This is a genomic window from Colwellia sp. MB3u-41, assembly GCF_014076845.1.
GTDB lineage: Bacteria > Pseudomonadota > Gammaproteobacteria > Enterobacterales > Alteromonadaceae > Colwellia_A.
In genome coordinates, this window is record NZ_JACGUT010000085.1 from 1 (window position 1) to 18,847 (window position 18,847).

At 37.1% G+C, this 18,847-nt stretch carries 14 protein-coding genes; 7 read left to right on the forward strand and 7 right to left on the reverse strand.

Annotation, left to right across the window (positions count from 1 at the left end; all coding sequences use genetic code 11):
• The first annotated feature begins 435 nt into the window (after positions 1 to 435).
• Genes H4J73_RS19950 through H4J73_RS19960 form a run of 3 tightly spaced genes read left to right on the forward strand, consistent with a single transcriptional unit; the run spans position 436 to position 2,679 of the window.
• Positions 436 to 849, forward strand: coding sequence for a LexA family transcriptional regulator (locus H4J73_RS19950; RefSeq protein ID WP_182179787.1), 414 nt, complete (start codon positions 436 to 438; stop codon positions 847 to 849).
• Complete coding sequence (locus tag H4J73_RS19955; protein ID WP_182179785.1) at positions 837 to 2,093, forward strand: Y-family DNA polymerase; 1,257 nt, start codon at positions 837 to 839, stop codon at positions 2,091 to 2,093. Before H4J73_RS19950 ends, H4J73_RS19955 begins: the two co-directional genes overlap by 13 nt.
• 10 nt (positions 2,094 to 2,103) lie before the next feature.
• A complete protein-coding gene (locus tag H4J73_RS19960) occupies positions 2,104 to 2,679 on the forward strand; it encodes an SOS response-associated peptidase (RefSeq protein WP_182179783.1) in 576 nt (191 codons plus the stop codon).
• 260 nt (positions 2,680 to 2,939) lie between these two features.
• On the opposite strand, the gene H4J73_RS19965 is transcribed toward H4J73_RS19960, so the two are convergent.
• Entirely contained in the window at positions 2,940 to 4,646 is a 1,707-nt protein-coding gene (locus H4J73_RS19965) for an EAL domain-containing protein (RefSeq protein WP_182207860.1), read from the reverse strand.
• 1,196 nt (positions 4,647 to 5,842) lie between these two features.
• Here H4J73_RS19965 and H4J73_RS19970 point away from each other — a divergent pair.
• Together H4J73_RS19970 and H4J73_RS19975 are read left to right on the forward strand one after the other, a co-directional pair.
• Entirely contained in the window at positions 5,843 to 7,315 is a 1,473-nt protein-coding gene (locus H4J73_RS19970) for an RICIN domain-containing protein (RefSeq protein WP_182179779.1), read from the forward strand.
• 446 nt (positions 7,316 to 7,761) lie between these two features.
• Positions 7,762 to 8,931 carry an IS4 family transposase gene (locus H4J73_RS19975; protein WP_310649674.1) on the forward strand — a complete coding sequence of 390 codons (1,170 nt, stop codon included), beginning with the start codon at positions 7,762 to 7,764 and terminating at the stop codon, positions 8,929 to 8,931.
• A gap of 278 nt (positions 8,932 to 9,209) precedes the next feature.
• Here H4J73_RS19975 and H4J73_RS19980 read toward each other — a convergent pair whose 3' ends face one another.
• Positions 9,210 to 9,761, reverse strand: coding sequence for a regulatory protein RecX (locus H4J73_RS19980; protein ID WP_259366747.1), 552 nt, complete (start codon positions 9,759 to 9,761; stop codon positions 9,210 to 9,212).
• 396 nt (positions 9,762 to 10,157) lie between these two features.
• Between H4J73_RS19980 and radA the strand changes: the two genes are divergently transcribed.
• A complete protein-coding gene (radA, locus tag H4J73_RS19985) occupies positions 10,158 to 11,534 on the forward strand; it encodes a DNA repair protein RadA (RefSeq protein ID WP_182179777.1) in 1,377 nt (458 codons plus the stop codon).
• A gap of 379 nt (positions 11,535 to 11,913) precedes the next feature.
• On the opposite strand, the gene H4J73_RS21115 is transcribed toward radA, so the two are convergent.
• The 5 genes from H4J73_RS21115 to H4J73_RS20000 form a co-directional block, all read right to left on the reverse strand.
• A complete protein-coding gene (locus tag H4J73_RS21115; RefSeq protein WP_404851846.1) occupies positions 11,914 to 12,351 on the reverse strand; it encodes an HNH endonuclease domain-containing protein in 438 nt (145 codons plus the stop codon).
• 314 nt (positions 12,352 to 12,665) lie between these two features.
• Complete coding sequence (locus tag H4J73_RS21120) at positions 12,666 to 12,857, reverse strand: hypothetical protein (RefSeq protein WP_404851845.1); 192 nt, start codon at positions 12,855 to 12,857, stop codon at positions 12,666 to 12,668.
• Between the two features lie 36 nt (positions 12,858 to 12,893).
• Positions 12,894 to 13,097 (reverse strand): hypothetical protein, encoded by a 204-nt coding sequence (locus tag H4J73_RS21125; protein WP_404851844.1) that lies wholly within the window; start codon positions 13,095 to 13,097, stop codon positions 12,894 to 12,896.
• 568 nt (positions 13,098 to 13,665) lie between these two features.
• Positions 13,666 to 14,271 carry a DUF1294 domain-containing protein gene (locus tag H4J73_RS19995; RefSeq protein WP_182179775.1) on the reverse strand — a complete coding sequence of 202 codons (606 nt, stop codon included), beginning with the start codon at positions 14,269 to 14,271 and terminating at the stop codon, positions 13,666 to 13,668.
• A gap of 181 nt (positions 14,272 to 14,452) precedes the next feature.
• Positions 14,453 to 17,368: a UvrD-helicase domain-containing protein gene (locus H4J73_RS20000; RefSeq protein WP_182179773.1), complete on the reverse strand. Its 2,916-nt coding sequence runs from the start codon at positions 17,366 to 17,368 to the stop codon at positions 14,453 to 14,455.
• A gap of 331 nt (positions 17,369 to 17,699) precedes the next feature.
• Here H4J73_RS20000 and H4J73_RS20005 point away from each other — a divergent pair, with 331 nt between their 5' ends.
• A complete protein-coding gene (locus H4J73_RS20005) occupies positions 17,700 to 18,674 on the forward strand; it encodes a transposase (protein WP_182179771.1) in 975 nt (324 codons plus the stop codon).
• The last annotated feature ends 173 nt before the right edge of the window (positions 18,675 to 18,847 follow it).

Consider the following 18,847-nt stretch of genomic DNA (forward strand, 5'->3'; position numbering starts at 1 on the left):
GTGATAATACTAGTAAGTAGTAATGCCTCAAAGTGATAAGAACAGCATGCCAAATCAGGGCCATTATATCTGCTATCCAGGCAGTTCAGTCGCTTTTATTTGAAGTCTATGACCGCTTTGGTGGCTTAGTTCACACTCGAACTTAGCTGCTTATTGGTAAAAAGTTATTATCAAACGACACTTGTATTCAACTAAGGGGAATGTCAGCTATCAGGAAACTACTAGCGTAATGTGGTTGTTCTGCCATCTCCACTGTTGATCAAAACATACAAAAGATTTTAGTGACAATTCTCAAGTGCTAATGTCTTCAGTGTGGCAGGAACAGTCAATAACCTATTAATAATTACATCAAGACACAATAATTATTACAAAGTCTATATAAAATTTCACTTATAAATTATACTGTGTTTTTGTACAGTATAATTGTTGTGTATTATGAAAGTTATTCCTATTTTTATCGAGGCTGGTATATCTGGCTTTGAATCACCCGCAGCAGAATATAAAGAACTTGGATTATCTCTAGACCAATTATTAATTGCAAACCCTGATGCTACTTTTATCGGTGTGGCTAAAGGACAATCAATGCAAGATATAGGTATATTTGATGGTGACTTGTTGTTAGTTGACCGCTCCGAACAGGTAAAAGATGGTGATGTCATAGTCGCTAATTACAATGGCTGTTTTACCTGTAAATTTATTGATAAGAAGCATGCACAGTTGATATCAGCCTCCGTACTGCATCAACCTGTAAAAATAACACCTGAAGATGAGTTTCAAATTGAGGGCGTGGTTACTCGCTCAATACGCTTACATCGACAAGCAAGAGAGCTTACCGCATGTATGCGTTAGTTGATGCTGTCTCTTATTACGCATCTTGCGAGAAAGTATTTGACCCGTCCATAAGAAATAAACCTGTTGTTGTATTGACGAACAATGACGGTTGTATATGTGCAGTTTGCCCTATTGCACGACGTTTAGGTGTGCCCAAGTTCAAACCATACTTTCAAATTAAACATTTCTTAGCAAAGCATAATGTGGTGATCCGTTCTTCCAACTATGAGCTGTATGCAAATCTAAGCGACAAGATGATGAATGTCATATCAAGGTTCTGCGATAATCAGTACGTTTATTCAATTGATGAATCATTTTTACAGTTCAAAAATTACAACAAACTCATCACTGACTGGCACGAGTATGGTCATACCATCAGAAAAGCGGTATGGCGTGAAACACGATTACCGGTTGGTGTAGGTTTTGGAACAACACCAACATTGGCTAAGGCTGCAAATCATGCAGCTAAAAAATTATCGGGTTATGATGGTGTCGCGGTTATTAATGATGACAAATCGCGCAAAGAAGTCTTATCGCGCATGACAGTAACGGATGTATGGGGCATTGGCTCTCGGTCAGGTAAACGATTAAACACCTTAGGTATAAATACAGCGTGGGAATTAGCTAACCAATCACCTAAAGTGATGCGTAAACAATTTAGTGTTGTCGTTGAACGTACTATTAATGAATTAAATGGCGTTGCTTGTCTCAATTGGGAAGATATAAAACAACCGAAAAAAGAAATATTTTCTACCAGATCGTTTGGTGAACGAGTCACTAACTACCATGCATTAAAAGCGGCATTAACAACCCATGGTTCGACTGTCGCACGTAAAGTAAGGAATCAACAATCGTTAATCAAAAGGTTATTAATTTTTGCTGCTAGTTCACCACACGATGATAATTACTTCAACAAATCGGTGATCTATGAATTTCCTATCGCAACAGACAATACATTAAAAATTGCTAACGCTATCTCAACGGTTATGACTGATGTTTTTATTAATGGCGTTAACTATTACCGTTGTGGCGTGGGTGCAATACAATTACAAGATAGTAAGTTTCAGCAACATGATCTATTTACAGTGAATACTGATGATCCTGAGCTAATGAACTGCTATGACGTTATAAATAATCGATACGGGAATGCTACTGTTGAAGTCGCTAGCGCAGGTCAAGTACATAAATGGAACATGAGGCGTGAATTTTTATCGCCAAGCTATACAAGTAAATGGCATGATATTCCTAAAATTATTTGTTAAGGCATTTTAAATGTGTGGTCGATTTAGTGTTGTTGAGAGAATAGCTCCGCTAGTTAGTAACCTGTTCGATACTTCTTTTAAAGTAACGGCCAATACTAACTTTAGCCCTAGTCAGTTAGCGGCAACAATCACAACTGCCCCATTAGGGTACCAACAAGTAAATGCCAATTGGGGAATAAAGCCAAGCTGGTCCAAAAGATTAATAATCAATGCCCAGTCTGAAACAGTAGCAACAAAACCTACTTTCAAGCGAGCTTTTCAACATCAACGATGCTTAGTGCCTTGTAACGGTTGGTTTGAATGGCGCACAGAAGAAGGTAAGAAAGTTAAATATCTTTTTGAGCATGCTGACAAAATGCCACTGTACATGGCTGGCATATTATTCGAACACGAAATAACTGAACTAGTCACATTAACGACAGCCCCTAATGCCAAATGTGGAGAGTATCATAAGCGCATGCCAGTACTTATATTGCCTGAACACGCCGATTATTGGTTTAATTCAGATAATGAGCAAGTATTTCCACTCTTAAATCATGTGAATGAAGAGATGATTAATGTTTTTAATGCTGATTACAATACCTAAAGCTGGTTAGTTTTTAGTACTAATATCCCCTGGTGCGCATAGCGGAAGCTACGAGTGACTAACTCAATACTTCAGCTCCTAGCCAATTGCGGACATTCAGCCTTTGCAAATTCAGGAGAAAATTTAGGGCAATATTAGCCAATATTTGCAGCTCACTCGTGTGGCTGCTTTAAGACTCATTGCTGCGGTTGCCGATTCATATGGTAAGGCAAAAAAACGTATCAAACAGAAATTAATATATTTTACCAATTAAACATTATTCAACTTTTTCTAATTAAAAGCTCAAATTCATCAATAGGAACAGGTTTATTAAATAAATAACCCTGAAAGTGAATGCAGCCATTATTAAGTAGAAACTGTCTTTGCTCTTCTGTTTCAACCCCTTCAGCAATTACACTTATATTTAGGCTGTGTGCCATGGCAATAATTGCACGAATAATTGCTTCATCTTGGATGCCCGTGACAATATCATGTACAAATGATTTATCAATTTTGAGTTGATAAATGAGTAATTTCTTTAGGTAGTATAATGATGAATAGCCCGTCCCAAAGTCATCTAATGATATAGTAATGCCCATTTCATTTAACGTATTGATAGTAATAATTATTTTTTCAATATTATCTACCAACATATTCTCGGTCAATTCCAATTTAAGCTTAGTAGGGTTGATGCCATAAAGTTGTATAGTTGCCTGCACTTGCGCTACAAATTCTGTTTCAAAAAATTGCTTAGGACTCACATTGACTGACAATGTGAGATGATGCGTCAGTGGATCTTGTTCCCATCGCTTCAACTGTGCACAGGCGGTTTGCAGTACCCATTGCCCAATGGCGATAATAAGTCCTGTCTCTTCTGCGACTGGAATAAAGTCCAAAGGAGAAATGATGCCACGTTTTGGATGCTGCCAGCGTATTAAAGCTTCAGCACCAAAGGCCCTCCCGGTGCTGTCAACTTGTACTTGATAATATAATTGAAATTGCTCTTGCTCAATCGCTCTGCATAGCTCATTTTCAAGATTAACACGAGCAGTAATTATCTCTTGCATGATTGAATTAAAGAAGCTCAGAGTATTACGACCTTTACTCTTGGATTCATACATAGCAATATCAGCTTGCCTTAATAGTTCATTTGGTTTGAGTTCATGACCCATGAATAGTGTGGCCCCTATGCTGGTGGTATTCTGGTAGTAATGAGCATTAAGTTGATAGGGTTTATTAAGTGTGAGGAATATTTTTTCGGCTACATCGTTGGTTTTAGCAGCGGCTTTGATGACATTATCGCTTAAATCTTCTAGCACTATCACAAACTCATCACCCCCTAAGCGAGCAATAGTATCTTCTGCACGTATACAGGTAATTAGTCGTTCAGCCACCTGTTGCAGTAACAAATCACCAATATCATGTCCGAGCGTATCATTGAGGTTTTTGAAGTGGTCTAAATCTAGAAACAATACCGCACCCTGATGACCACTACGTGCACTAGCGGCTAAAGCTTGATTAAGTTTATCAAATAATTGCCAGCGGTTAGGTAACTGCGTCAGCATATCATAGTAAGCTAGGTTCTTGATTTCATCTTTTTGAAATTCAAGCTCTTTATTGGCGATAACGAGTTCAGCCGCTCGCTTTTCTTTTTCATGATTTTGAAATTCAAGTTCTTTATTGGCGATAACGAGTTCAGCCGCTCGCTTTTCTTTTTCATGATTTTGAAATTCAAGTTCTTTATTGGCGATAACGAGTTCAGCCGCTCGCTTTTCTTTTTCATTATTTTGAAATTTAAGCTCTTTATTGGCGATAAAGAGTTCAGCCGCTCGCTTTTCTTTTTCATTATTTTGAAATTCAAGTTCTTTATTGGCGATAACGAGTTCAGCCGCTCGCTTTTCTTTTTCATTATTTTGAAATTCAAGCTCTTTATTGGCGATAAAGAGTTCAGCCGCTCGCTTTTCTTTTTCATTATTTTTTTGAGCCACTTTATATTAGTCCCTTTATATTAGTCACTTTAGTCACTTTAGTCACTTTATCTTAGCTATTTAAAGCTATTGTTCAGTTTGATTTTTGATCTTTTAGACGCCTAAGTTGATGAATTTCAAAGTTCATAGGGACTTTTACTATCAATAAGGGAAAGGGCTAAGTCTTTTTTATTGTTCGTCATAATGAACAATAAAAATTTCACATAAAATGAAAAAAATAATATATTTTCCGTACAAATAAGTAATTCTTAATCAATAAAACAATACAGCTATGACCGCTTTGTTGACTATCAAGATGAAGGTAGTTCAACGTCTAACGAACACTATAAACAGTTCGAAAATCCATTGATGTTAACGTCCGCTATCGTATCCTAGCCGACTTAAATTGAGGGAGATATTAGTCACGATTTCAGACCGCTTTAGGCTCCAAGTTGCCATTTTGAAATAAAGTTCCAACGGCAGTAATGAGCTTAAACCAGCCCCACAAACAAGTAGTAAGTTTTAGTTAAACTTACCCCGAATATGATCATAGTTTCTCAAAAGCTTAATGACCGCTTTTGGCTAGCTGAAGAAGTCTCTAATAATCACTAGCCCTATGTTAACAAAGATACGAGCTGACATTAGCATCGATAGCTGTTTGGAAGTTTAAGAATACGTTGAACTACCTTATCTTGAAAGGCGACTAAGCCACCAAAGCGGTCATTGATGTTTTAAACAAAAGTGACTGCTTCTTCCGACAAAGAAGTCATTAGGTATTATTGAATCTTACGACAACAGCTAGCCAAAAACTGACATTAGGTTTTGAGCTACTAAAAGCTATTCACAACCTATAGCGGTCATTATCATATTGATCTTGTGAATATATTACCTCTTATATTCCAAATCGGATTTCGTTCTGATAATCTAAATTATCGGAAGTCAACTAATATAAAATATAATAGGCTAAAATTGATTTACTGATTCCAATAGTTTATCACTGCAGGAAATATACATCTAAGTATATTGTTTGCACCAAACAATATTTATGAACATTAATACAACCAATCTAACCTTATACTCACATCATTCTCCACAAGAAATGTAATTATAATGTAATTACATTGTTAGCAAGCAGGTGTTTATGTATTGACTATATTGTAAAACTCAGTATATTCCATTCCAAAAATAAACATCAGTTCATTATACAAGGATAAAGAATGAAAAAAATTTTACTCTCAGTATTATTACTTCCTATCGTAGTAGAAGCATCTACATGGGATGTTTTGCATAAATGGGAGGTACCTTCAAAAGAGGTTCAAACACAAGAGATCGTCTGGAATACATATTCGAGCCAAGTGGAAAGCTTCCGTGAGAACTACAATAAACAAGAAAATCAACTTTGGCGATTAAATAGTAATACTGCTACTGATACTGGCACACTTATACGAGCCCACCAAAGTATTGACTATGCCGATAATAATTATTTTATCTTTGGAGATAGTATAACGGTTTTACCTGATTGTATTTATGGACTTTGTTCAACCTTTTTGGAAGCAAATAAAACCCTACCATTGTCACACCCAAAAACCTCTTCTGGGAACGTTAACATTGATACTAACGGCAATAGTTTCTCTTCATGGGGAACATGGGCTGGTGCAACTGATGGTGAATACGCTATGACAGTTTCATTTGCAAAAGTAACAAGTGACTATAAAGTTAATACTAAAAATTATACTCATGTATTTATATATAATTTAAATACCAGTAATCTCCCTGCTAATGGTACGACTTTGAATCCAATTCGGGCATTTCGTATCTCTCCAGAGCATAGTCTTAATACATCCGTTCAAGGAGCTGAGATTGCTAACGGCAAGGTCTATATTCAACTCGGTCTTTATGAAAATTATGACCACGACCATCGGAACATTATTTTAGAATATACGATGGAAGGAAAATATATACAAACACATGCACTTGAAGCTAAGAATGTGATTAACACCGGGAGTACAGAACAAACTTACCCTGACTACTTAAAAGTAGAGTACGAAGGTTTAATGGAGAAGGATGGAAAGATATATGCTCAAGTTTTTTATGAGTATGGTTTTATTGAGCAAACAAAAACTTATAAAAGTTTAGTGTATGAAGCAATAGATTCAACACGTACTATAGGGACCAGGGTTAAATTTGTTAATAAGGCAAAACCTAATGGTCCATCAGATCCTAGGAAAATATGCATTGACGGTGAAAGCTCTACTTTTACTGCGTGGAAAGGTCAAAATGTTCAAGCTTTCTACTGTGATGGTGGGCCTGATCAATCGTTTGAATTATGGCGGGACGGAGAAGCTTTAACGCCTTTAACTATAGGCTTTAATAGTGTCATCCCTGAATATGATATGTACGGGAATGAACTATGGTTTGAGATACGCCCTGTTTACCCGACTTCGACTCCTCTTTGCTTAGACGCAAGTGGTTATTCTGGCAGTAAAAAAGCTAATGTGCAGTTTTGGTATTGTCAAGATTTACCAGATCAAAAATGGAAAATGAAAAATAATGGTAGTCTCATCAATAAACAAAAAGGTATGTGTTTAGACATTGCAGGTTACAAGGGGGAATCAAATAGAAATATGCAGCTTTGGACTTGTGATTATTACTCAGACCAGTCTTGGAAAGTTGAAACGAAGTATTATTAAAAGTTAACACTATAAAACCGTCGATAAAAACTATTATCGACGGTTTTTTATTGCTTATACCTCTTTTGAAAGCATAACTTGCTAAATAATCTTATGACTCCTTTGTCGGATCACTTGTCGCTAGATAAGCCAAGGCTAAGGTCTTCTTTCGTATCTTTGCTGACTATTTTAAGGTCGATTCTTTATTAATAAAAAGGTCGTCTATGTAACATAACCTGAACTGTGTTGATGATTGCTCTACTTCCGCTTATGGCTATCAGTTGACTTAAATAATAGCCAACCACTAACGTCAACACTACGCACATCGATGTCATTAACTTAAGGTTAATTTATGCATTTACAATAAGTTAGCTAATTGCTAACCTGCCTATGAATTAAAAATAGAGATAAATCCCTAATGAGCTGTTCAGTATTTAATTCAAATAGTACAAAAACCAACCAATAAAATTCATTCAACTGAATTTTTAGAAAATCACCGTAAAAAACCTACAGATTTCACTCGAAATCGCACGCTTACTTTTCCTCGTTTAATGAGTTTTATGTTGAATGCGCTTAATGGTTCAATTCAAGCTGAACTTGTTCGGTTTTTCAATGTTATCGACGATAGCTACTTATCAACAAAGTCTGTTAGCACCGCAGCTTTTTGTAAAGCCAAAATGAAACTATCTCATCAGGCATTTATTGAGTTAAATGATGATTTGGTTCAAACGTTCTATGAAGCGGCAACCATTGATGAATGGCAAGGCCATAGACTGCTAGCTGTTGATGGCTCAGTCACACAATTACCTATCTCTAACAAACTACTTGAGTATTTTGGTAAAGCTCGCCCACATGCCGCTATGCCTCATGTTCGTCTTTCACAACTTTATGATGTTAAAAATAATATTACCCTAGATTTACAGGTAGAAAGCCATTCAACAGGAGAGCGTGAAATGGCGCTAAAGCATTTAAATAAAACCCAAACAGGTGACTTAGTCGTTTATGACAGAGGTTCTCCTGCCGTTTGGTTTTATAAGTACCATATGCTAAAGAATGTTGATTTTTGCATGCGCATTGTTAAAAGATCTAATGTTGTTAAAGCTTTCTTAGAAAGTGAGAAATATAGTGATGTCGTTGATTTCCCTTGTGTTGAAAAATCTCTTCGTAGATGTAGAAAAGATAAGATATCGACAGAATCACTACAGTTAAGGTTAGTGCGAGTTGACCTGCCATCAGGCGAGCCAGAGATTTTGGTTTCATCATTAACAGATATACAAGCTTATCCTACTACTCTTTTCGCTAATTTATATCACCAACGCTGGGGAGTTGAAGAAGATTTTAAAGTATTGAAAAGTCGTCTTAATATTGAGAATTATTCTAGTGTTTCTGTTGAAGGTGTTTTACAAGACTTACACGCTAAGCTATTAACTAAAAACCTTGCAGCTTCTGCGATAAATCAGCTAAAGGATAACGTTGTCAGACTCATTATGAAGCTAGCTGAGCTTGAGTTATACGAACTGATATTAAGTAAAATATCAAAGAATTTAAGTGCTATTCGACCTGACCGGAAGTTTTTTCGACAAGACCGTAGAAACAAAACAAATAAGTACCCAATGAATTATAAACGTATGTGTTAAATCCTTAAGTTAATGACATTGCTACGCACAATGGCGACCTTTCATAGAACCTAAAAACCGCCCAGCGTGAGTATATAGTAAAAACATGTCTATCTAAGCTTAGTGGCAATAGTGATCATCAATGGTCAATCTCATTTGGTGATTAGTAATATCAATCATTATGCGCAGTCACTTCTTTACTCCACTGCATGCGGCAACTCAATAACGAGTCGATCACATTTTAGAGCGATGATGTCATTTTTCACAAGAACACCCATTTAGTTCGCGCTTAAACTAACTTATTCTTCGTCAGGCGTATAAGTAATGGCTTTATTAGCAATTGAATATGAAAACCCTTTGGTGGCTGTTAAATGACGTAGAGCTTTTTGCTTTAACTTTATATCTGAGATAGGTTCTTCGCCAAACTTTCTTATTTTTAGCGCTAATGCTTTATCAAAATAATCATCTTCTGTGGTTTCAAGTTCGTTTACGCAGTCATTAATCGTTGCTGATTGAAAACCTTTTGCGTAAAGCTTCTCTTTTATTTTATTTGGACCTATCTTACTCTCGGCAAGACTCATCGTGAGCCTTTTTGCATAACGGGCATCGTCTATAATTTCATGTTCAATTAAATAATCTAGGGCGGTTTGATTAAACTGTGTATCCTCTTTAAATAACAAATTTGCTTTTTGCAGTAAAGATTTTGCTGAATAATCGCCATATCTCTCGATCATCCACATCATATATGATTGAACGCGTTTATAAGAAATCTCTTGAGGCTTCGTACTTTTTTTACTTTTATTGTTATACATACCGTTACTTTTTATTAATGAACGTATATCGTTCAACATTCAACTGAAACACCCTAGAACTGATGTTTTTACATTAAAATCGCAGTAATATACTACCACGCTTTCAATGCTCTTAGTGTTCACCTAAGTTTCTAGTACATAATAATACCTTTAAGCAAAATGTAATCAATTAAAACCAACAGCATATAAATGTCATTCTACTTTATGTAATGGGCAACCAAGCGCGCTAAATTGAAAGCGATATATAAATCACTTATATTGACAAAGACTATATTTTTGCTTCTTCACCTGAGCTTGTGGTTAAATGCGCATCAGGAATTGGAATAAACTCATAACTTGTCAATCGATTGATCGTGTTGACTCTACTGACTTTCTCGTTAAACAATATAACTAGCGCGAAATAATAACCCTCACAAATACATTATTAAGAATATTATGGCAAAAGATAAAACAACTTATGTTTGCACTGAGTGTGGTGAAAATCATCCTCGATGGTTAGGTCAATGTTCAAGTTGTTCGGCTTGGAACAGCATTACAGAATTTAAAGAGTCCAAGGTTATAACACAGCGCACACCGAGTAAAAACGCTCACCGAGGTTACTCTAAAGAAGATGCAAAAATAGATAAATTGAGTGAAGTCTCTGATATGGACTTAACTCGATTTGATACCGGTAGTTCTGAATTCAATCGAGTGTTGGGCGGTGGTATTGTTGAAGGGTCTGTTATTCTTGTAGCAGGCGACCCGGGGGCGGGTAAAAGTACATTGTTGTTAAAAACATGCGCTCATTTAAGCCAAATCGGTAAATCTTTATACACCTCAGGTGAAGAATCTAAAGGTCAGGTAAGAGACCGAGGCTTAAGATTACAAGCCGACATTTCTAAAATTGACATAATGAACTCCGGTGACGTTGAGCTTATCTGTAATGTCATGGTCACCGACGGTTATAAGTTCCTGGTTGTTGATTCTATCCAGACGGCATTTATTAGTTCACTGCCCAATTCTCCTGGCGGTGTTACTCAAGTCAAAGAATCAGCGGCTATGCTAAACCGGCTAGCGAAAGAGCATGGTGTTACCGTTATATTAGTTTGTCATGTTTCTAAATCCGGAGATATGGCTGGGCCTAGAGTACTTGAGCACATTGGCGATTGCATGTGTAAAATAGAGCCTGAAGCTGACAGTAAATACCGAACACTTAGAACCTCTAAAAACCGATTTGGTGACACCACAGAAATAGCCACTTTCGCCATGACAGCCAAAGGTATGCAAGATGTTGTAAACCCGTCGGCCATCTTTTTGGATAAAGATGGTGCTGAATCGAGTGGAAATATGGCCTATGCATCAAATGATACCGGCAGAACTTTATTAATCAATATACAATCACTTGTTACTGAGTCTCAGGCTGAGAACCCTATTAGAGGTGGTGTCGGCTTTGATTATAAACGCATGCAAATGCTGTTAGCCATATTGAGAAGTCGTATGGGAGTCAATATTGGTGGTAATGATATTTACGTAAACGTGGTCTCAGGTGTTAATTTAACCAAAGATGTTGGCTCGGATCTGCCTTTGATCCTCGCAATGATATCTTCATCAAGAGAACATAAATTTTCGGTCAATACTATCGCCTTTGGAGAAATAGGTTTAGACGGCAGTATAAGACCCGTGCCTTCAGGTGAAGAGCGTGTTAAAGAAGCTATTCGTAACGACTTTAAAGTTATTATATTACCTAAACGTAATTACAATAAACGTTTAGAAACTAAAGGCGTTACCTTGATACCCGTATCTCATGTTAAAGACGTGCTAGAAATTTTCTAACACTAGTCTTTGTACGTAAAAATAAAGATCATCAACCTAGTTAACTAATAATTAAGTTTGCTGATCTCTGTTTTTGTGATGAATAGTAGATGCTGTATCTTATATAAAAAAAGATGATGACAATGGTTGGAGTATGAAAAATCTCGGTATTTCATCACGCTACTTATAAAGGCGTATCACTCTTTTGGCCTGTTTTATTATTGAAGATAAAAAATTAGGGGTAAAATAGCGTTAAATACTACCACTCAGTCAACTGCTGCATTTCTTTCAATCGACCGCGTTGCATAACTAGAGCTTCAAACAAATCATCTACCGATGAGTTATCTGAACTTAGTCCAGGCAATGCTATGCTCGCCTCAGCAAAGAAACATTGGCTTTATTAACTTTTTAATAACATTACAGGCTCTACTCTTTTTAACAAGGCTGGTTGTTTGGTTAAAGCCGTGGAGTCATCAAGCCAAGCAATTTGCCACCAGTGTTGAATGCTTGCTTTTGCCTGTTTAAGTTTTTGCTCTGTCGGGAGTCGATCACTTTTTTGGTTGTTAATACGGCTGTCAGTTGGCAGCAAATTCCATAAGTCGTTATTAGGCCAACGAGCAAAAGGCATACTATGGTCAATATCATATTGTTGCTTTAATGACTTTTGCGACCAAACACATCGGGTCTGCTCTTGTGCTGGCAAGACCTCTTTTAGCGGCTCAAAACGATTACCTACTTCAGTTGTTGTCGACTTAGGCTCTAACCAGTTTAGGGCTTGGTGCAAATGGTATTGGTTTTCAAGCGATTTATAATGACTATTGCCCGCATAACTTGCCATGGTTTTTACCCACTCACTAACGAGTACAGGCTCAATCTAACAAGCATAACGATAAAAGGCTAACCACGTTGCTTCTGGCAATGAGAATTCGCCCCACGGTGCTAGTGTTTGTAAATCAAGAAATATACTCTCTTTAGGCTTGACTGTTTTACTGGCAACCTCGAAAACAGATTTGTGACTATTGGGCTGAGTAATAAAGCGACACGGTATTGTTTTAATGTTGCTAACAGCGGATGTAATTGTTTTGTGCAGTGCTATGGCATCATCACCGGTAAATAAATTACCAATACAATAATCAGAAGCGGTTCGATGCGTTAACTTATGCCCCCATTAGCTTTCATAAAGCCCATGTTGGGACTTTTATTGGGGGTTTGAAATATCTTATGTGTATCAATTAAGTCTTTATATTGATGACACCAATAAAGAGCAATTAAGCCAACAGGCAATATAACGCGATCGCCCTCTTGCCTGAGCACAGCGCCAGAGTGACCGTCTGCAATACGCAATACACTATTAACAAGGCAAACTCATGGGTAGCTGATTTACCCTCGTTTACAGCTACGTGGCGAATAAATGGAAATGCGCCCGTACCTTAGTTCATCCGCACAACCGTTATGTATTTTACGCGTTAGGCGTTCTTCGTCTGTTTGTCCGTGTCGAAGTGATATAACCAGCTTTCCATCTGGCTTTAATAGATTAGCCAGTTTACGAATTGAGCGAGCACAATCACTTATTGGAATATGCATCCATACTGCGCTAAGTAGTATTAAATCAAAACTGACTTCTTATTTAGTAATAATGCTTAATGCGGGTAATGAGTTAGTAATCCACTTTACATTGAGACACGATGTATGACGTGCTCCAAGCTCTGCCAGTATATTTGCAGGCTCAACCGCAAACACTTGAAGTTGTTCTCATCATTATGAGTTTTTATCGCACATTCGGTGATGTACTTAGCATATCGACCTAACCCAGCACCAATATCGAGAATACGCGCATAAGGATTATTATAGTACCCCACAATAATTGGGACCAGCTTTGAAAGACCTCTTCGAAAGATTTTGAAAGGTATTGTTGGGCTAATTTATTAGCATTGTCATTATAAAATTGTAGTGCCAATTACATCATCCTAATGCGCCCTGCTGTGCAACTTCATCCTTGTTACTTTTTAATTAGTTGTCATCATGTAAGAATACGGCATTAGATCCTCAAAAGAAAAAACACTCATCATACAACATTTTTATCATGCTACATTTATAGTTAATTGTCTCTAATCACCTGTAAGGTAATTAATTGTATTTGGTCAACTATAACTTAGCTAAGTAATGCTAGATATTCCGCACCTGAAGATGAATAAAGCCAAATTAAAGCACCAATGTTAATAGTAAGGGTTATCCAAAAAACATTTTGAAATGCTTTTTTTGATGATTTATGTCTTAGCAGTTGTTGCGCTATTGCCGCACCTGCCCACCCACCAAAGAGTGAAAAAAGGTGCAAGGTACTTTCTTGAGTGCGCCATCCCCCTCGTTTTGCTGCTGATTTATCCAAAGCGTACGCAAAAAAAGTAATGACAATCATACCTAAATAACCCAATAATAAATATTTAGGGAATAGCCCAAAAAAATAAACAGCTATTATCGTTATTAGAAATATGATCGCTAAATAAATAGAAAATTTATTGGCTTTTTTAGCTGAATTTTTCTTTAATTTTTCACCCGAAAAAGTAGCCTCGCTAACACAATAGCGTCCGGTTTTATCTTTGGCAACTGAAAAGGTAATGACATCGTTAATTTGTGGAGTACGACTTCTATTTGATAAGGCTGTTTTATGAATAAAAATATTGTCTCCACCTCCGTTTGGTGTAATAAAGCCAAAGGCTTTATCTGCATTCCATTGAACAACTTTTCCTTTTAAACGCATTTATTCATCCTTGAACTGGCAACTGGCAACTGGCAACTAATTATAGTAGCACCTAAAATATAACTTATTGCTTTTACTTATGAAACCTTATTATCTTATTCGTTAACAGCTAAGAAACTCATTGATCAATTTATACTGAAATATTTTCAAACTACAGGTGTTCATAACTATTTCGCATTATTTAACTCACCAATTCTGGCCATTTTATTTTGGCGGTATCGAGACCATTTTTACAGCTCATTGGTTCATTACCTTTATAGTTTCTACATCCCCAAAACTCACCACGTTTACTTGAGCGCAACACCATTTCAGCATGACATTCTTTACACGTCGGTATGACACCTTTACAGGCATCATTCAAACAAAACTTAAAACCTGGGTGACGTTTTCGCGTCATTGGACTTTGGCAGCTAGCACAGGGTTCCTCTTTATGCTCGCAGCGAGGAAAGTGTGTACATGAATAAAAATCGCCAAAGCGCCCTGTTCGTTTCTTTAAGATGCCTGTTTCACAAACCAAGCAGTTGATCTCATCTATAAATAATTGACTGGCTGTGCTGTCAAATTCATCAAGTTCGATGTTATGACCGCTGGCAAGCTCTTTAACAAAACAGCTTGCTTCAGTCATATCGGCAATAACATAAACCCTATCTTTAGCCCTCGTTAGGGCAACATAAAATAATCGTCGTTCCTCGGCATAAGCAAAGGCTTCTTTTTTCGCGAGTAAGGCGTCAAGTAAGGCTGGTGTTATTTTTTCTGAAGGGAAACCATGAGCACCTTTTTTGAGTCCAAGAATAATGACATAATCAGCTTCCTTTCCTTTAGAAGCATGAAAAGATTGAGATTCAATAGTTAATAGCGGATATTGATTATTTAACCGATTAAGATCGACTTTATCTGGTAATTGAAACCAAAAACGCGCTAATAAGTAAACACTCACGGTTTTACACGCTTTAGCTGAAATAGCCGCTAAAACATCATCGATTGCACCATTAGCCATTTCATCAACAATACCTTTTTTTGAAGAGTTGAGTGCGCCATTCTCTCGTTTAAGTAATGAAACTGCAGGTGCTTTAACTTGTTTTAATGATTTTATTTTTTTCTTAATTTGTGCTGGATTTTGGCTAATAAAGTCTGTTGCCACCTTGCCTATTTGGTTATTAAATCGAAAGGTTTGGTCTAAAGCTGATTGAGTGGTAACGCCAAAGTAATGAGCAAACCCTGTGGTCAAGGTAATGTCAGCGCCACTAAAGCGATATATCGCCTGCCAATCATCACCAACAGCAAAAACTGAACAGGCTTTATTATTGTCACGTAAGGCTTTAACTAACCGTGCTCTTGGCTCCGATACATCTTGAAATTCATCGACCATGATGTAACGCCATGGCGAATTAAATTTACCCCCCTGCACATACGCTAATGCTTTATTAATCATATCTTCAAAATCAATTTCAGCGCGAGATGTTAAGTGTTCATCATAAGCGGTTAAAATCGGTTTAAGCAACGTTAAAGCTTTTGTAGTCTGCTTTTGATCAGAAGAATTTATGATCACATTATTTTCTAACGAATGGTCTAAACACGCGGCTTTATAAAGTCCTACTAGCTGACAAAACATTTGGGCAAGTGTTGTTATCCGCCCACTTTCTTTTAAATTTTCGAGTATCGCTTCATCAGGGAGTAAGTCAAATTTAACTTGATGAGCATTAAAAAATGATTCTAAAGCGCTAATTAACTGCCCTTTTTTATGCTGAGCATAGGTAAATTCAAGACAAAGAGTGTTAAATTTTTTATGGGTGTCTCGTTTCCACTCAATAGAGGTGTGATATTCACTTTTATTGATGTAAGGCGCTGTATTCCCGTTCTCATCTACCCCGTAATATTCAATATAAACATTAAGCTCAGGTAGAAAAAAGTCTGGTTGGTATTGTCTGCGCTCGATTGTTTTTACATCATGAACGTAGCTCGCTTCATACTGGTATTCTATACCGTGGTTAAATAACCAATTGGCAATATAGAGCTCACCAAAACTTTTAACCTTCTCTCCTTTTAAACTACGAATATCATTATCATTTAAATATTGGTAATACTCACCTAGGCTTTTAAAGTCAGAATCATTACGTTCAACGTAATAGTATTTACTGAAATACTCTATAATAAGTTGACGATATTGGGCCTGCTCATTAATCAAGGTTTCAAAACATCTTTGGATCCACTTAGCTTTTGCTTTTTCATCTTCGGCGAATACCGATAAACTAGGCTTTTTTCCCTCAACTTGAGCAATAATATTAAGGCCTAAACGATGAAAGGTCGTTGCACTAATTTTATTAGTCGATAATTTTTCTTTTATTCTTGTATCCATTTCATCAGCCGCTTTTCGGCCATAAGCTAATAATAAAATGTCACTATGCTGCGCTTGTTGGCTGTTAAGTAAATAACCGGCTCGGCCAACCATCACACTGGTTTTACCTGTTCCTGCGCCAGCTAACAACAAGTTATTATTATTGTCGATAATACAGGCCCGCCGTTGACATAACGTTAAAGGATTAGACTCGACACGATCAAAAAAGGCTTGGTGGGCTTGAAGCTGTTGCTTGATATAACGTTCACGACAATCGTCTATAGCCTGCTCTTGCCAGTGATGGTAATTCGACAGCTGCTGCAGCTGCTTATCAACCAAGGGCAGTGCTTTGCTGGTGTTAATCCAAGGAAACCAACGTTTGAGTTCTTTATTGACTAATGACTGAGTAACATCAATAGTTGACTGACGTAAATAGCGAGTGGTAATAATTTTTTTGATGGACGTTAATAAGGCCTCAACTGGCTTAATATTGGCTAACGCCCAAAGTTTATCACACTGACTCTTCTGTTCGCGTTTAGCATTGAAAGCAAGCATACTAAAAGCATAACTTTTATCTGCCGTTTCCAATGTCATTATGTACCCAAAAAAGCTGATATGAAACATTGGCGGTGTTATGAGTTCTTGCCATTTAATTTGGCTTAAGGTCTTTTCAACATCAATAGATAAGCCGATCTCAGTAATATTAATTTTCGTATTTTTACCAATAAAGCGCCCAAAAACACTTGAAGATATACATTTCATTTACAGCACAAACCTAGATATAGAAAAATTCGACTTACCCTAAGCTGTAATTCTACCACTAGTCTAAAGGTAATTCTGTGTTCAGCAGACCAAATTTCATATACGCTCAACAAATACTCGCGTTTAAATTTTATAAAATAATAATCTACCGCTGATCTGTTTGTTATTTATCCCCTCTGCATTAACCATATAATTTTTTTGGCTACTGAGGCTGCTCATATTAGATATAACAATTAACAAGAAACAATTAACAAGACACTCATCTTAAATTGAACAAGTTTTACCTTTGTACTAAGCTAAAGTAACCAAGCTATTTTATCTTAGGTGAGTTATGCCCACACCAAGGAAACAACAAATCAGTTTAGTAGACACTCCTTATTACCATTGTGTGGCGCGTTGTGTTCGACGCGCTTTCTTATGTGGTGAAGATACCTTTTCAGGTCAAAGCTTTGAGCACCGGCGAGATTGGGTGGAAGACAAACTCCATTTTCTAACGCAAGTTTTTGCGATTGAGGTTTGTGCCTATGCGGTGATGAGTAATCACTATCATGTGGTGTTATTTATTGATGAAGAAAAAGCGAAGCAGTGGACAATGACTGACGTACTTGTGCGCTGGCACCGCATACACAAAGGTACGTTACTGACCAAACAATATTGCAACGGTGAGCGCTTAGCTCAACCCTTACTTGATGAGGTTAATGCAACCGCGGAGGTCTATCGAAAACGCCTGATGAAAATCAGTTGGTTTATGGGGTATATCAATGAAAGTATTGCAAGAGCGGCTAACCAAGAAGATAACTGCACCGGTAGATTTTGGGAAGGACGCTTTAAATCCCAAGCGTTATTGGATGAAGCTGCGCTAGCGTCTTGTATGGCCTATGTTGATTTAAACCCTATTCGAGCCAATATCGCAAAGACACCAGAGAGCTCTGCCCACACCAGCATAAAACTTCGTTGTAAAAAGGCAAGAAATGGCCTGCAGCCAAAGACCCTATTTCCCTTTATTGGTAACCCTAGAAAAAACACGCCAAAGGGTCTACCTTTTGAACTCGCCGACTACCTTCAATTAATTGCGTTAACTGGCCGCTGTATTAGCGGGGATAAAAGGGGTTTCATCGAACAAAAACAACCAGAGATACTCAAGCGATTAAATATTTCAGCGGACAACTGGTTAATCATCACCACCGAATTTAGAACACAATTTCATGGTGCTATCGGCCACGAAGATGTGTTGAGTGATTACTGCGACCATCAGCAATTAAAGCGACGACATAACTTAAGCCATTGTAATAAACTCTTTGCTTGAAGACATTAAAAATAGGTGTAGATTATGAACCCATGACTTTGGGTGAATAACCTTGCCAAAAAATTGTCATTTTGGAAGCAAATTGACTACATTTTCCTTTAACACACGAATATATTGTCAAAATATCTCTTATAGGTGAGGACTCCATAAATGTTGAAGTATATTTGTCATAT

Coding starts and splice junctions, on each gene's coding strand:
- H4J73_RS19950 (WP_182179787.1), top strand. CDS start 436: ATGAAAGTTATTCCTATTTTTATCGAGGCTGGTATATCTGGCTTTGAA.
- H4J73_RS19970 (WP_182179779.1), top strand. CDS start 5,843: ATGAAAAAAATTTTACTCTCAGTATTATTACTTCCTATCGTAGTAGAA.
- H4J73_RS21115 (WP_404851846.1), bottom strand. CDS start 12,351: ATGGCAAGTTATGCGGGCAATAGTCATTATAAATCGCTTGAAAACCAA.
- H4J73_RS20000 (WP_182179773.1), bottom strand. CDS start 17,368: ATGAAATGTATATCTTCAAGTGTTTTTGGGCGCTTTATTGGTAAAAAT.
- H4J73_RS19960 (WP_182179783.1), top strand. CDS start 2,104: ATGTGTGGTCGATTTAGTGTTGTTGAGAGAATAGCTCCGCTAGTTAGT.
- radA (WP_182179777.1), top strand. CDS start 10,158: ATGGCAAAAGATAAAACAACTTATGTTTGCACTGAGTGTGGTGAAAAT.
- H4J73_RS19955 (WP_182179785.1), top strand. CDS start 837: ATGTATGCGTTAGTTGATGCTGTCTCTTATTACGCATCTTGCGAGAAA.
- H4J73_RS19995 (WP_182179775.1), bottom strand. CDS start 14,271: ATGCGTTTAAAAGGAAAAGTTGTTCAATGGAATGCAGATAAAGCCTTT.
- H4J73_RS19980 (WP_259366747.1), bottom strand. CDS start 9,761: ATGTTGAACGATATACGTTCATTAATAAAAAGTAACGGTATGTATAAC.
- H4J73_RS20005 (WP_182179771.1), top strand. CDS start 17,700: ATGCCCACACCAAGGAAACAACAAATCAGTTTAGTAGACACTCCTTAT.
- H4J73_RS21125 (WP_404851844.1), bottom strand. CDS start 13,097: ATGCATATTCCAATAAGTGATTGTGCTCGCTCAATTCGTAAACTGGCT.